16 protein-coding genes are annotated in these 12,950 nt (G+C 49.0%); 4 read left to right on the plus strand and 12 right to left on the minus strand.

The window, feature by feature from the left end; genetic code table 11:
• Positions 1-33 precede the first annotated feature (33 nt).
• The 4 genes from proB to rplU all read right to left on the minus strand — a co-directional run bounded on the left by proB (position 34) and on the right by rplU (position 3,073).
• Positions 34-1,158: a glutamate 5-kinase gene (proB, locus tag F0U83_RS15550; protein ID WP_138988168.1), complete on the minus strand. Its 1,125-nt coding sequence runs from the start codon at positions 1,156-1,158 to the stop codon at positions 34-36.
• An 18-nt stretch (positions 1,159-1,176) separates the two neighbouring features.
• The gene (cgtA, locus tag F0U83_RS15555) at positions 1,177-2,376 is read right to left on the minus strand and encodes an Obg family GTPase CgtA (protein WP_138988167.1); all 1,200 of its coding nucleotides are present in this window, start codon (positions 2,374-2,376) and stop codon (positions 1,177-1,179) included.
• A 103-nt stretch (positions 2,377-2,479) separates the two neighbouring features.
• Positions 2,480-2,737 (minus strand): 50S ribosomal protein L27, encoded by a 258-nt coding sequence (gene rpmA / locus F0U83_RS15560; RefSeq protein ID WP_138988166.1) that lies wholly within the window; start codon positions 2,735-2,737, stop codon positions 2,480-2,482.
• 24 nt (positions 2,738-2,761) lie between these two features.
• The gene (rplU, locus tag F0U83_RS15565; RefSeq protein WP_138988165.1) at positions 2,762-3,073 is read right to left on the minus strand and encodes a 50S ribosomal protein L21; all 312 of its coding nucleotides are present in this window, start codon (positions 3,071-3,073) and stop codon (positions 2,762-2,764) included.
• Between the two features lie 225 nt (positions 3,074-3,298).
• Between rplU and ispB the strand changes: the two genes are divergently transcribed.
• Positions 3,299-4,267: an octaprenyl diphosphate synthase gene (ispB, locus tag F0U83_RS15570; RefSeq protein ID WP_138988164.1), complete on the plus strand. Its 969-nt coding sequence runs from the start codon at positions 3,299-3,301 to the stop codon at positions 4,265-4,267.
• 4 nt (positions 4,268-4,271) lie between these two features.
• On the opposite strand, the gene F0U83_RS15575 is transcribed toward ispB, so the two are convergent.
• Positions 4,272-4,913: a thiopurine S-methyltransferase gene (locus F0U83_RS15575; protein WP_138988163.1), complete on the minus strand. Its 642-nt coding sequence runs from the start codon at positions 4,911-4,913 to the stop codon at positions 4,272-4,274.
• Between the two features lie 139 nt (positions 4,914-5,052).
• On the opposite strand from F0U83_RS15575, the gene fabA reads away from it, so the two are divergent.
• Together fabA and fabB are read left to right on the plus strand one after the other, a co-directional pair.
• Positions 5,053-5,568, plus strand: a complete 516-nt coding sequence (gene fabA / locus F0U83_RS15580; protein ID WP_138988162.1) for a bifunctional 3-hydroxydecanoyl-ACP dehydratase/trans-2-decenoyl-ACP isomerase — start codon at positions 5,053-5,055, stop codon at positions 5,566-5,568.
• A 107-nt stretch (positions 5,569-5,675) separates the two neighbouring features.
• Positions 5,676-6,893: a beta-ketoacyl-ACP synthase I gene (gene fabB / locus F0U83_RS15585; RefSeq protein ID WP_138988161.1), complete on the plus strand. Its 1,218-nt coding sequence runs from the start codon at positions 5,676-5,678 to the stop codon at positions 6,891-6,893.
• An 89-nt stretch (positions 6,894-6,982) separates the two neighbouring features.
• Here fabB and F0U83_RS15590 read toward each other — a convergent pair whose 3' ends face one another.
• The 5 genes from F0U83_RS15590 to F0U83_RS15610 form a co-directional block, all read right to left on the minus strand.
• Complete coding sequence (locus tag F0U83_RS15590; RefSeq protein ID WP_138988160.1) at positions 6,983-7,732, minus strand: lysophospholipid acyltransferase family protein; 750 nt, start codon at positions 7,730-7,732, stop codon at positions 6,983-6,985.
• Positions 7,733-7,735: 3 nt separating this feature from the next.
• Positions 7,736-7,987, minus strand: coding sequence for a molybdopterin converting factor subunit 1 (gene moaD, locus F0U83_RS15595; RefSeq protein ID WP_138988159.1), 252 nt, complete (start codon positions 7,985-7,987; stop codon positions 7,736-7,738).
• Entirely contained in the window at positions 7,984-8,469 is a 486-nt protein-coding gene (moaC, locus tag F0U83_RS15600; RefSeq protein WP_138988158.1) for a cyclic pyranopterin monophosphate synthase MoaC, read from the minus strand. Before moaC ends, moaD begins: the two co-directional genes overlap by 4 nt.
• A complete protein-coding gene (locus tag F0U83_RS15605; protein ID WP_138988157.1) occupies positions 8,466-9,581 on the minus strand; it encodes a 1-acyl-sn-glycerol-3-phosphate acyltransferase in 1,116 nt (371 codons plus the stop codon). The genes moaC and F0U83_RS15605 overlap by 4 nt, the downstream gene beginning before the upstream one ends.
• Positions 9,582-9,646: 65 nt before the next feature.
• Positions 9,647-10,864, minus strand: coding sequence for a molybdopterin molybdotransferase MoeA (locus tag F0U83_RS15610; protein WP_138988156.1), 1,218 nt, complete (start codon positions 10,862-10,864; stop codon positions 9,647-9,649).
• A gap of 105 nt (positions 10,865-10,969) precedes the next feature.
• Between F0U83_RS15610 and F0U83_RS15615 the strand changes: the two genes are divergently transcribed.
• Positions 10,970-11,356: a SirB2 family protein gene (locus F0U83_RS15615; protein ID WP_138988155.1), complete on the plus strand. Its 387-nt coding sequence runs from the start codon at positions 10,970-10,972 to the stop codon at positions 11,354-11,356.
• 6 nt (positions 11,357-11,362) lie between these two features.
• Here the strand turns inward: F0U83_RS15615 and rfbD are convergent, their stop codons facing one another.
• Positions 11,363-12,274, minus strand: a complete 912-nt coding sequence (gene rfbD / locus F0U83_RS15620; RefSeq protein ID WP_138988154.1) for a dTDP-4-dehydrorhamnose reductase — start codon at positions 12,272-12,274, stop codon at positions 11,363-11,365.
• A 121-nt stretch (positions 12,275-12,395) separates the two neighbouring features.
• Complete coding sequence (gene ssb / locus F0U83_RS15625; RefSeq protein WP_138988153.1) at positions 12,396-12,905, minus strand: single-stranded DNA-binding protein; 510 nt, start codon at positions 12,903-12,905, stop codon at positions 12,396-12,398.
• Positions 12,906-12,950: the final 45 nt, after the last annotated feature.

The following is a 12,950-nucleotide window of genomic DNA, read 5'->3' on the forward strand; positions in this document are numbered from 1 at the left end:
CGAAGACTGCTTAAGAAAAACCACAGAATAAACCTAAGCCAGTACCAGATTATCCCTGTGCACCAACTCTTCTTCACTCACATAACCCAACAGCGACTCAATCAGAGCACTGGGCTTACCTATGATTTTTTCAGCATCGGCAGCTCCATAGTTCACTAGCCCGCGAGCAACCACCTTACCCGACTCATCCGTCATCAACACCATCTCACCACGGGTAAAACGGCCAGATAAACTACGTACACCCGCCGGCAACAAACTCTTACCGCGCTCACTTAATGCAGTCACAGCCCCTGCATCCAAAACCAATGTACCGCGTGCCTGTAAATGCCCCGCGATCCACTGTTTTCGAGCAGCCATAGGCGAGCGCTCTGGCACCAATAAAGTACCCAACTGCTCACCTGCCTTTAGGCGCAGCAATACATTTTCTTCCCGACCACTCGCAATCAAGGTAACAGCACCCGAACGAGCCGCTAAACGCGCTGCACGCACCTTAGTAGCCATACCACCACGACCAAGCCTTCCACCATCACCAGCCATCGCAATGATAGATTCATCCTCAGCACGCACCTCAGAGATCAACTCAGCATCCGGATTGCTGCGCGGATCCCCCGTAAACAAACCTTGCTGATCTGTGAGCAGGACCACCCCATCCGCTTCAATGAGGTTTGCCACTAACGCAGCTAAAGTATCATTGTCGCCAAAACGAAACTCATCAGTCACTACCGTATCGTTCTCGTTAACAACCGCTACAACCCCCATAGAAATCAAGGTTTTTAACGCCGCACGGGCATTCAGATAACGATTACGACTGGTTAAATCATCATGAGTCAACAAAATCTGAGCCGTGTGGGTATCATGGCGTTGAAAATTCGCTTCATATGCCTGCACCAGCCCCGTCTGACCGACTGCCGCAGCCGCCTGCAAACGATTAAGCTCATTGGGTCGAGAAGACCAACCCAAGCGCGTCATCCCTTCCGCCACAGCACCTGATGACACCAACACGATCTCCACACCCTGCTGACGAAGCACGGCCAACTGATCCACCCAACGACGAATCGCCTCCGAATCCAACCCCTGACCATCATTTGTCAGTAAAGCACTACCTATTTTTACAACCCAGCGACGCGCTTGTTGCAACTTTGCTCGACTTGACGACACACCCACCTCTACTCATCCTTAACGCACATACTCAACTTCAATATCGTAATCATCATCATTGAAGTCATCATCATCTTCACTATCTGCCGCTTCTCGACGCGCTCGCATCGCATCGCGCAAACGTTGGATATGCAGACGCGCTTCCGCATCAATGAGCGCACGCGTTTCGTTCTCTTGCTCAAGCAGCTCAGGGTCAGCAGCAAACGCCTCTGCACGCTGATCAAGAAAGTCCTGAAGATGCATAAGCAACGGCTGAACACCGCCCTTATCAATCGCCGAAATTCGATAGACTGGCCCAGTCCATTGCAAGGCATCGACTACCGACCGGCATCGCTCCTCACGCTCATCTTCAGGCACCATATCCATTTTATTCAATACCAACCAACGGGGCTGCTCGGCCAACGTCTTGCTAAACTTAGCTAGCTCCTCAACCGCAATCACAGCTGCCTCCGCTGGCGTTTGCTCATCCCAAGGCGCCATATCAACTACATGCAGTAACACACGATTACGCGCCAAGTGCTTAAGGAAGCGTATGCCCAATCCAGCCCCCTCTGCAGCACCTTCAATAATGCCCGGTATATCCGCTACAACAAAGCTTCGATTTCGCTCTGTACGCACAACCCCTAAACTTGGCACCAAGGTCGTAAAAGGATAGTCAGCAACCTTAGGGGTAGCTGCAGAAACGGCACGTACAAACGTTGACTTTCCCGCATTAGGAAAGCCTAACAATCCAACATCCGCGAGCACCTTAAGTTCCAGTTTAAGATTCCTAAACTCACCCTCACTACCGTTACTGGTTTGGCGCGGCGCTCGATTCACACTACTTTTGTAACGTGTATTTCCTAAGCCATGGAAGCCACCTTGAGCAATTTTCTCAACCTGCCCCTCTTCCGTCAGATCAGCCAACACCTCATTGGTATCAATATCGATGACGGTCGTACCGACAGGAACCTTCAATACCAGATCCTCGCCTTTAGCACCGGTACAGTTGCGCCCCATACCACCCTCACCATTTTGCGCTTTAAAACGGCGCGTGTAGCGAAAGTCGATCAACGTATTCAAGCCACCATCAGCTTCCATATACACTGAACCACCATCTCCACCATCTCCACCGTCCGGGCCACCCTTGGGAACATACTTCTCACGACGGAAACTCAGGCAACCATTGCCACCTTTACCCGCTTCGACAGTAATCGTCGCTTCATCTACAAACTTCATATCTCTTCTCCCAAGAACAACCTCGCATAAGCTTAGCGCGAGCGATGATCAGAAACAAAAAAAGCCCCGCTATGCGGAGCTTTTTTCAGCAACAAACCAGAACTTATGCTGGAACGATGCTGACGTATTTACGGTTATTCGGGCCTTTAACTTCGAACTTAACAACACCGTTCTCTTTTGCGAACAATGTGTGGTCTTTACCCAAACCTACGTTTGTGCCCGCATGGAACTTAGTACCACGCTGACGAACAATAATGCTACCAGCAGTCACAACCTGACCACCGAAACGCTTAACACCTAGACGCTTTGATTGTGAGTCGCGGCCGTTACGCGTTGAACCACCAGCTTTCTTATGAGCCATTACCTATCTCCTGTTAAAACCAGCTTATGCGCTGATTCCAGTGATTTTAACTTCAGTAAACCACTGACGGTGGCCCTGACGCTTCATACTATGCTTACGACGACGGAACTTGATAATAGTTACTTTATCAGCGCGGCCGTGATCTACAACTTCAGCTGTAACTTTAGCACCATCAACAGTCGGCAGGCCAACTTTAACGTCATCACCATTACCAACCATCAAAACACGGTCAAACTCCAAGCTTGCACCTGCTTCAACGTTCAGCTTTTCCAGCTTCACCGTTTGACCTTCTTTAACACGGTACTGCTTACCACCGCTTACGATTACTGCGAACATACATTTCTCCAAGTTATGCTTATCCGGCTACTAAAACAGAACCTACTTCTAATGGTGACCCATATGGTAGGGAGCAAAGTTGGACAAGCTCAGGGCGCGGGATTTTATAGTATTAGTACCGATAATTCAAGCCCGACTACGCTTATTCTGCTCAATTCTTGACACCCTCTGTCGCAGCACCTAGCATGCGCGCTAATGTTTTCATCATAATGATAAAGTTATCCCATGCAGCCACACCAGTTAAACCCGATTATTGAACCGCAGTTCGAGTCCGTAAATGATTATATTATCAATCATTTAGGATCCAATGTTCCCCTTGTGGAAAAGATTGGTCACTATATCGTGGAAGGCGGCGGTAAGCGCTTAAGACCGCTACTTGTCTTACTGGCGGCCAATGCATGTAATTATCAGGGCAAACACCATATACCCCTTGCCGCTGTTATCGAATTTATTCATACCGCGACCCTCCTACACGATGATGTGGTGGATAACTCCGATATGCGTCGCGGCAAAGATACAGCCAATGCCCGCTGGGGAAATGCGCCTAGCGTGCTGGTAGGCGACTTTCTCTATTCGCGTGCTTTTCAGGTCATGGTGGAGATCGGCAGCATGCCGATTATGGAAGTAATATCCAATGCCACCAATGTAATTGCCGAAGGTGAAGTGCTACAGCTATTGAACTGCCGCAACCCCGACACTACGGAAGAAGCGTATATGCAGGTGATCATTGGCAAAACGGCTATGCTCTTTGAAGCCGCCACCGAAGTTGGCGCCATCTTGGCAGACGCAACAGACGAGCAACGCGATGCATTGCGCCGCTATGGGCATCACTTAGGTATTGCATTCCAGCTCATTGACGACGTTATGGACTACCTATCTACCGCAGAGGAGATGGGGAAAAACGTGGGTGATGATTTAGCAGAGGGCAAACCAACCCTGCCTCTCATCCAAGCAATGAAGGCCGGCACCGAAGAGGAGCGCCTGTTGATTCGTCAAGCCATACGCAAAGGCGGTCTTGAGGACTTAGAACCTGTAATGGCAGCGGTTAAGCGCACCGGTTCAATCGAGTACACTCAGCAGGCTGCACACAGCCAAGCCAATCATGCTATTGACGCACTCAGCGTGCTGCCAGATTCAAGCTTCAAAGAGACGTTAACAACACTAGCACATATGGCCGTCAAGCGTAGCGCCTGATTTGTCAGGCGCCAGAACGAATATCAACAAGTTTATAAACCGCTTCCGTTCTACCTCGATCCCTATCGCTGGTTAACTGAGTTCGTCCTAAACACGCCACCTGAAATCTCCCCGCAAACAGTTCGACTACTTCCGACTCAGGGACAGAGAATGGCGGCCCTTGATCGCCTTCAAACTCTAGCGTCACTAACAATATTTGAGCCTTAGCAGGTAAAATCTCACAAAGGTGCTGAACATAGCGCTCACGCATCACAGGCGGTAGCGCGATCAGTGCTGCCCGATCAAATACACCCTGTATGTTCTCGACATCGCCTCGTTCTAAATCAAAGAAATCCCCGCACCATAACGCCACACCGTCTCGGTTTAAACAGAGAAACCGACCATTACTCACCTCTTCCGGCAGCACCTCCTGCTCTGCATAGAAGTCTCTACAGGCTCGTTCACTCAGCTCCACACCCAATACAGAACACTTTTGCTCACGCAACCAAAGCATATCCAGAGACTTTCCACACAAAGGCACTAAAACTTCAGCTTGAGCAGGGATATCCAAGCTCCCCCAATACCGCTTCAAGTACTCATTCACTTCTGCCTGATGAAAGCCTATTCGTCCTTTCGCCCAACGATCGTGCCAAAAAGCGTGTTCCATTCTCAATTACCACCCTAAAATCTGATAAAAACTCCTGCTTTGGACCAATTTACATGACTCAGATCGTGCCTAGTGGACCCCAAACCGGTATAATCATCCGATATTTTGACTAAAAATTCTCTGGATAGACAGTTTCCACATGACTAAAGCTTCTTCTTTTGAACGCGAAGACCTGTTGAAATGCGGGTATGGCGAAATGTTTGGACCCGGCAACGCTCGTCTGCCTGTCGGTAATATGTTGATGATGGATCGCATCACCAGCATCAACTCAGATGGCGGCCAATTCGGCAAGGGTGAAATCATCGCTGAGCTCGATATCAATCCTGACCTCTGGTTTTTCGAATGCCACTTTCCTACAGATCCGGTTATGCCCGGCTGTTTGGGCTTAGACGCTATGTGGCAAATTGTAGGCTTCTATTTGGGATGGCGGGGCAACAAAGGCCGCGGGCGTGCCTTAGGCTCGGGAGAAGTGAAATTCACAGGTCAGGTACTGCCTACAGCGAAAAAGGTTACCTACCATATAGAATTAAAACGAGTAATTGAGCGCAAGCTGGTAATGGGTATTGCCGACGGCACCGTGTCTGTTGATGGCCGAGAGATCTACACAGCAAAAGACCTCCGCGTTGGCCTGTTTACGTCAACAGACAACTTCTAATCAGCTTTTTGCCCGCTCTTGTTTCACACCCTTACAGCACTAAGTTAGCGGGCAATAACATTCATCAACGAATAATAAGAAAATCCTATTAACAGGAGACACAACATATGCGACGCGTTGTAGTGACAGGAATGGGAATCGTTTCCTGCCTAGGTAACGATAAAGAAACCGTCCTCGATTCTTTAAAAGAGGGACGCTCTGGAATCAAATTTCAGGAAGAGTACAAAGAGTTAGGATTCCGTAGCCATGTCGCGGGCAGTATCGATATTGACTTGGATGAATTGATCGACCGCAAGCTCCGCCGCTTCATGGGGAATGCCGCGGCATACTCCTACCTTGCAATGGATCAGGCTATTAAAGATGCCAACCTGACAGAAGAGCAGGTCTCTAACGTACGTACCGGCTTAATCGCAGGCTCCGGCGGCGCCTCATCTGCAGACATTGTAGAAAGTGCTGACATCCTTCGTGACAAAGGTGTTCGCCGTGTTGGCCCTTACCGCGTTACCCGCACGATGGGAAGTACCGTATCAGCTTGCTTAGCAACACCCTTTAAAATCAAAGGCATCAACTACTCCATCACATCAGCATGTGCCACTAGCGCTCACTGTATTGGCAATGCGATGGAGCAAATCCAAATGGGCAAACAGGACATCGTCTTTGCAGGCGGCGGCGAAGAGCTACACTGGTCGCTAACCGTTATGTTTGATGCAATGGGCGCACTGTCCAGCAAATACAACGACACACCAGAGAAAGCATCTCGCGCCTATGATGCCAACCGCGATGGTTTCGTGATTGCCGGCGGTGCAGGTATGTTGGTTTTAGAGGATCTAGAACACGCTAAAGCGCGCGGTGCAAAAATCTATGCCGAAGTTGTAGGCTACGGTGCCACTTCCGACGGCTACGACATGGTAGCACCTTCTGGAGAAGGGGCTATGCGCTGCATGCAGCAAGCGATGAGTACCGTCGACGGCAATATTGACTATATCAACTCTCATGGTACATCTACTCCTGCCGGCGACATTCAGGAACTGAAGGCGATGAAGCAAACATTTGGTAGCGACATGCCACCCGTTAGCTCCACTAAATCACTGACAGGTCACTCTTTGGGCGCTACCGGCGTACAAGAAGCGATCTACAGCCTGCTAATGATGGAGAATGACTTCATCTGCGCATCCGCAAACATTGATGAATTAGATCCCGAAGCGGATGGCATGCCTGTTGTTCGTGAACGCATGGATGGTGTCAAACTGAACCGCGTAATGTCTAACAGCTTCGGTTTTGGTGGCACCAACTCAACCTTGGTATTCCAACGCTTTAACGGCTAGTCATTTAACAGGCGCTTTCTCACAAAACGCCCATTAAAAAAGGGACGGTATTTATTACAGTCCCTTTTTTTGTTACTTCAAAAACCGCTTTATTGCTGCTGAGCATCAAACTGATCTAACTGCCCCAACAGCCATTCCACTGACTCAGTATGCACCTCATCAACACTGCGACCTGCAGCCTCTACCGGCTTGCCAATACGTAGTTGAATGGTACCCGGGTGCTTAGCAAAACTTTTACCGGGCCAGTAATACCCAGCATTATGCGCAATAGGTACAACCGGAACACCCGCACTGACCGCTAACATAGCACCACCTTTATTGAACTTCCCTCTTTCACTCACCGGTAGTCGTGTACCTTGGGGAAAAATTAATACAGGAATGCCATTCTCTAGTCGATCTTTTCCCTGAGAAAGCAGCTGCTTCAATGCACCTCGACGTTGACTGCGATCCAGTGCGATGGGTTCAAGCAGCTTCAAGGCCCAGCCGAAAAAAGGCAGTTTCAGTAGCTCCTGCTTTAAGACGACACACTGCGGCCTAATCAGCAACTGGAAGTAAATCGTCTCCCATTCACTTTGATGGTTAGAGATAGCAACAAAAGCACCTTCTTTCGGAAGATTCTCTCGCCCCTCAATTTTCACATCCACACCACAACAAATGCGCAACCAAGCGATGTAAAAGTAGTTGATCGTCGTTACAAACTTAAACCGCTGCCGAAAGGGCATCATAGGCGTCACGATCAAGCACAATAAGCTATAAATAATCGTAACCGGATAGAAGCCCGCATAATAAAATAACGCTCGAATATTTCCTAACAGACCTGCAGACTGATTTACACTCATGGATCAACCACCTGTAACCGGCGGGAAAAAGGCAACTTCATCCCCATCCTGTAATTCTGAACCACGATCAGCCATCTCTTGGTTAACCGCCACCAGCAAATTCTCAGTCTGAAGAACTTCGGACCAAATAGCGCCTCGGCTGGAAAGCAATGCTAGGAGAGCTGATACATTAGACAACTCCGCATCCCATGGAAGCTCTTCACGCTCTAATCCCAACCGCTCGCGCACTTGAGCAAAGTAGACTACCGTAATCATGACTCATCCTCCGCCAACCAATGGCCGCTTTTACCACCCTTTTTTTCTAGCAGCCTGATATCGGTAATCTGCATGCCTTTATCAACCGCTTTACACATATCATACAGGGTCAGCGCAGCCACCGATGCTGCTGTTAAAGCCTCCATCTCTACACCAGTTTGGCCCGCAAGACGACATAAGGTATTAATCCGAATCAACGATGCTTCTACATCCGGCTCCAACTCAACAGAAACCTTACTGAGCATTAACGGGTGACATAGTGGTATTAAGTCACTGGTACGCTTGGCGGCTTGTATACCTGCAATGCGAGCCACCGCCATCACATCACCTTTTCTATGACTACCCGACACAATCATCTGTAGCGTTTCTGGTTTCATTTTGATACTGGCACAGGCGCGAGCTTCCCGGGTTGTTACCGCCTTTTCCGAGACATCCACCATATGGGCATGCCCTTGATCATCCAGATGCGTTAGCTGACTCATATAATACCTTGCTGGTTTTTTACAGGATTAGCATACATTTGCCGCAGTATCTCGGCTTGCTGCTCATCAAGGCCATCAAAGCGCGCCTCAAATTGCGCGATCTGCTCAGCCGTTGCCTTTTCCGTTTGTCCCGCCGCAATATAGTTCGAGGGATGTAGAAAATAGTTTTTATAGATCTGACGGTCCAATTCATTAGCCAAAGACTCAGGGGTTTCAAAACTTTCGGTAATAACATCCCCAAAGTGAACATGCACAGCGCCTTTAAATCCTGTGATACCTTGCACAATACTTTCAATATCCTCGAACTGCCCTTTTTCATAAGAGCCAGAGGCCTGCAAAGAAGCAAGCTCTTTAGCTTTTGCCCGATCACAAGGGTCAAACTCATAAGAGATAGAAACGGGAACAATATTGAGCTTTTTAGAGATATCAGCAAAGCTACCCTGCTTTCTTTGGCTCATATAGAACATTTTCAAAATGGCGGGGTCAGTTTTGTCGTTACCGTCTTTGGCACGTCCTTCTCTTTGCGCAATCCAGACCGACTCTCCCTCTTCAATACTGTGATTAATATACGCTGACAACTGAGTTACAGCCGCCATGGTCTCACGAGGACCTTTGGTCGAGCGTTTTACAATAAAGCTTTTATTCAGACGCATTAAATCAGAGACGTAAGGCTTGCGCAGCAAGTTATCACCGATGGCAATTCTGACTGTCGGTAATTTGCACTGATACCTGACCCAATTAACAAAAGCAGGGTCCATCGCAATATCTCGGTGATTCGATATGAACAGATACGCTTCATCCTCCTCCAGCTCTTCCATACCGCTGCAGGTCAACTTGGTTGTAGAGCGCGCGATCATTTTTGACATATAGCGTGCAACAGCAATTTGGAAGCCGTGCACACTATCGATATCACCAAACTCGCGCGCCATAGCAATACGAACAAAGGGTTGCACAATCCGCGATAGCCAGTTTGGCATGGAGGGAAACTTATAACGAGTCACCGCCGAGACAAGCTCATCATCATGAAGCATATGCTGAAGAACAGCCTCCACTTCATGGTCATAATAGGGTCGAATCTCTTTAAATGGGTCTTGTTGCGCGTTCACGTCCATTAAGGTCTCTGGCCAAATAAGAAACTGGGGATTTTACCTGTTATTACCCGTTAAACCCAACCGAATCACCCCAGCAACTCAGAAAAAGGGATAAAGCCCACTAAGTCGCCTAGCTGAATCTGTGTATCGGCCGGCACGACAGCAAGTCCGTGTGCCCAACTGGCGCTTGAAAGCACACCAGAACTTTGATTAGAAAACGGGACGGCTTGCCCATGCTCGATTCGTGCACGAAGATACTCTTGGCGCCCTCCTGAATGGGAGCGTTTGAACCCAGCAGGCACTTGAAACATCAGCGGGGAAGTTACCTTTGAGCCTTGTAATGTCAGCAGAAAAGGGCGCGCTAAGATGCAAAAGGTGATGAGCGTAGACGCAGGGTTACCGGGCAACCCAAAGAAGGGGGTTGAAGCCACTTCACCGAACGCCAAAGGCTTACCGGGCTTGATCTTCAATCGCCACATAGATAAAGAGCCTAGAGCCTCGACAGACGACTTAACGTGGTCCTCTTCGCCCACAGAGACGCCTCCCGTACTAATAATGCAGTCAGCTCTCTGAGCGGCTTTTTCCAATGCCTCACGTGTGTCTTCTGGGTTATCCGCTACTCGACCTATATCAACCACAGAAAAGCCCAGCTGCTGCAACAAAGCCGAAAGCACAAATCGATTGGAGTTGTAAATCTGTCCAGGCCCCAATGCCTTACCCGGCTCAACCAACTCATCCCCCGTCGACATCACTGCTACCGTCAAAGGTCGATAAACTAGGACGCTATCTAATCCAACCGAGGCAAGTACACCAACATCAGCTGGCTGAAGACGTCGGCCTTGCTCCAAAACTGCCTGACCTGCGCGAATATCTTGCCCTCGTGGGCGAATATTCTGTCCAGAGAAAACACCGTGCGGAACAACAACACGTCCACCGTCAAGCACGACATCTTCCTGCATCACGACGGCATCCGCGCCTTCAGGAATCTCAGCGCCGGTAAAAATACGCGCAACAGTACCGGACAATAATGGGCCGGGCGCATGCCCTGCAGGTATGCGTTGGGAAATCACAAAAGAGGTGGGGTCTTCTGCGTTCAGGCTGCTACAAGCCACGGCATAGCCGTCCATACTACTGTTATCAGCAGGAGGAACATCAACTTTTGCCAGCGGCGATTCCGCCAATACTCTACCCACCGCTTTTTCTAGATAAACCACTTCGGTTTCAGGTTGAGTGACAACACTACGCAGCATCTCTGCCAACGCCTCTTCTACCGGAACCAAACCCGGTTGATCACATCCAGACACGCTATAACTCCTTACTTCATCAAAGCCTTACTCACTAAGGAGAGGCTTGCAGACATCCCGCGCACAAGGTCTAATAGACCTCCACTTTCCGATATGAGAGCTAACATGGCTGAGTTATATCCCATCTTTAAACACATTCATTTAACCAGTGTCGGCTTGAGCATTTTGTTCTTTCTCGTCCGCGGAGCTGGCATGTTGGCAAACGCTCGCTGGCTACAAAAAAAGCTGGTAAGAATTGCTCCACATATTATAGATACTATCCTGCTTGTCAGTGCCATTCTATTGACCATCAGCATTAGCCAATACCCTCTTCAAGAAAACTGGCTAACCGCTAAGGTCGTTGGCCTGATACTTTACATCGCCTTCGGAACTATCGCCTTAAAACGCGGAAAAACAAAAACAACCCGTGTGGCGGCATTCGCACTTGCTTTATTAACGCTTGCCTATATTGTCAGCGTTGCGATCACGCACAATGCGATGCCATGGGTGTAGCTAAGGCTATTCTTTTCGGTAGATCTCCCGCAACACAGCCGCCAGCTCGTTTCTCCATGGACGCTGGCGGATTCCAAATGTACTCAGCAATTTTTTACATTTCAAAACCGACGAAGCAGGGCGTTCGACCTCAACATGCAGGGCTTTTGAAGGCACCGGCACGAGTTCCTCTGTTTTTAACGCTTCGTACTGCCTAGCACCCGCTAAAATCGCTTCGGTAAATCGATACCGGGTCGTCACTTCTGCCCCACAATAGTGATAAGTACCCCAAGAATCAGCCCCGCTATGCAACTGCTTAATCATCGCCAGAATCACACGGCCAACATCGGCTGCTGAGGTTGGACAGCCTCGGCGATCATCCGCCGCCTCAATAGCACAATCTGTGCGCGCCTTGTGCAACATCCGCAGTAAATAATTATCCCCACGGGCACTGAATATCCAGCTAACACGAAGAATAATATGACGAGGTTGATATTGACGAAGCAACTCCTCCCCCTGGCGCTTACTCTCACCAAATACACCTAGCGGCGAGACCTCATCCTCTTCACTGTAACCGCTGGCATAATGCCCATCAAAAAGGTGATCCGTTGATAGGTGCACCACAGGAATAGATAAAGCACCACAGGCCTTCGCCAACTCACCAACCGCATTCCGATTCAGTGCAAAGCTCTTTTCATGCTCATGCTCAGCCGCATCCACCTTATTAAATGCTGCCGTATTGACGACAAAATCGGGCAAATACGTATCCAACGCCGCACTGATAGAATCAGGTGAGCACACGTCCATAGCATTTACATCCAGTGGAATCATCTCAAAATGGGAATCAAGGCGACCTAAGGCAACCAGTTCATGAGCAACTTGCCCATGGCAACCCGTGACCAATACCTTGATAGGAGCAGGTTGTGTCCACTCAGTCATGCAATAAAACACCTACATAAAAAACGTATTTCCTGAGTATAAAGGAAGTCTTAGTACAGCGACCAGATTAAAAAAGCCTCGCTAAACGAGGCTTTTAAATTCAGAGAGCAATCAAGCTAATTTAGAACGGAATATCGTCGTCAAAATCATCAAAGTTTGGAGCGGCCTGCGGTGCTTGCTGCGCGGGTGCTTGCTGCTGAGCCGGAGCTTGTTGTTGAGGCGCTCGCTGCTGCGGAGCTTGCTGTTGAGGCGCATAACCAGCATCTTGATTATACCCGGCGTCACTACTACCACCTCGGCCACCTAGCATCTGCATTTCGCTAGCGACTATTTCGGTTGTATAACGATCTTGGCCACTTTGATCCTGCCATTTTCGCGTACGTAAGGAACCTTCAACGTAGACTTGAGAGCCTTTTCTCAAGTATTCACCTGCAATTTCTGCCAACTTATTGAAGAAAACAACGCGATGCCATTCTGTTCGCTCTTGGTTCTGCCCTGTTTGTTTATCTTTCCATGTTTCACTGGTCGCCAGCGTAATATTGGTTACAGCATTACCTGATGGCATGTATCGCACTTCAGGATCACCACCCATATTACCTACCAGAATCACTTTATTTACACCGCGTGCCATGCTTTTCTCCACCTCGTATCGCTTAATCAGGCTATTACTCAGCCG

Origin of the sequence: Neptunomonas concharum (assembly GCF_008630635.1) — a bacterium.
Taxonomy (GTDB): domain Bacteria; phylum Pseudomonadota; class Gammaproteobacteria; order Pseudomonadales; family Balneatricaceae; genus Neptunomonas; species Neptunomonas concharum.

Bases quoted from the DNA above. Each gene is read 5' to 3' on its own strand.
- cgtA (WP_138988167.1), bottom strand. From the start codon at position 2,376: ATGAAGTTTGTAGATGAAGCGACGATTACTGTCGAAGCGGGTAAAGGT.
- rpmA (WP_138988166.1), bottom strand. From the start codon at position 2,737: ATGGCTCATAAGAAAGCTGGTGGTTCAACGCGTAACGGCCGCGACTCA.
- rplU (WP_138988165.1), bottom strand. From the start codon at position 3,073: ATGTTCGCAGTAATCGTAAGCGGTGGTAAGCAGTACCGTGTTAAAGAA.
- ispB (WP_138988164.1), top strand. From the start codon at position 3,299: ATGCAGCCACACCAGTTAAACCCGATTATTGAACCGCAGTTCGAGTCC.
- F0U83_RS15575 (WP_138988163.1), bottom strand. From the start codon at position 4,913: ATGGAACACGCTTTTTGGCACGATCGTTGGGCGAAAGGACGAATAGGC.
- fabA (WP_138988162.1), top strand. From the start codon at position 5,053: ATGACTAAAGCTTCTTCTTTTGAACGCGAAGACCTGTTGAAATGCGGG.
- fabB (WP_138988161.1), top strand. From the start codon at position 5,676: ATGCGACGCGTTGTAGTGACAGGAATGGGAATCGTTTCCTGCCTAGGT.
- F0U83_RS15590 (WP_138988160.1), bottom strand. From the start codon at position 7,732: ATGAGTGTAAATCAGTCTGCAGGTCTGTTAGGAAATATTCGAGCGTTA.
- moaD (WP_138988159.1), bottom strand. From the start codon at position 7,987: ATGATTACGGTAGTCTACTTTGCTCAAGTGCGCGAGCGGTTGGGATTA.
- moaC (WP_138988158.1), bottom strand. From the start codon at position 8,469: ATGAGTCAGCTAACGCATCTGGATGATCAAGGGCATGCCCATATGGTG.
- F0U83_RS15605 (WP_138988157.1), bottom strand. From the start codon at position 9,581: ATGGACGTGAACGCGCAACAAGACCCATTTAAAGAGATTCGACCCTAT.
- F0U83_RS15615 (WP_138988155.1), top strand. From the start codon at position 10,970: ATGGCTGAGTTATATCCCATCTTTAAACACATTCATTTAACCAGTGTC.
- rfbD (WP_138988154.1), bottom strand. From the start codon at position 12,274: ATGACTGAGTGGACACAACCTGCTCCTATCAAGGTATTGGTCACGGGT.
- ssb (WP_138988153.1), bottom strand. From the start codon at position 12,905: ATGGCACGCGGTGTAAATAAAGTGATTCTGGTAGGTAATATGGGTGGT.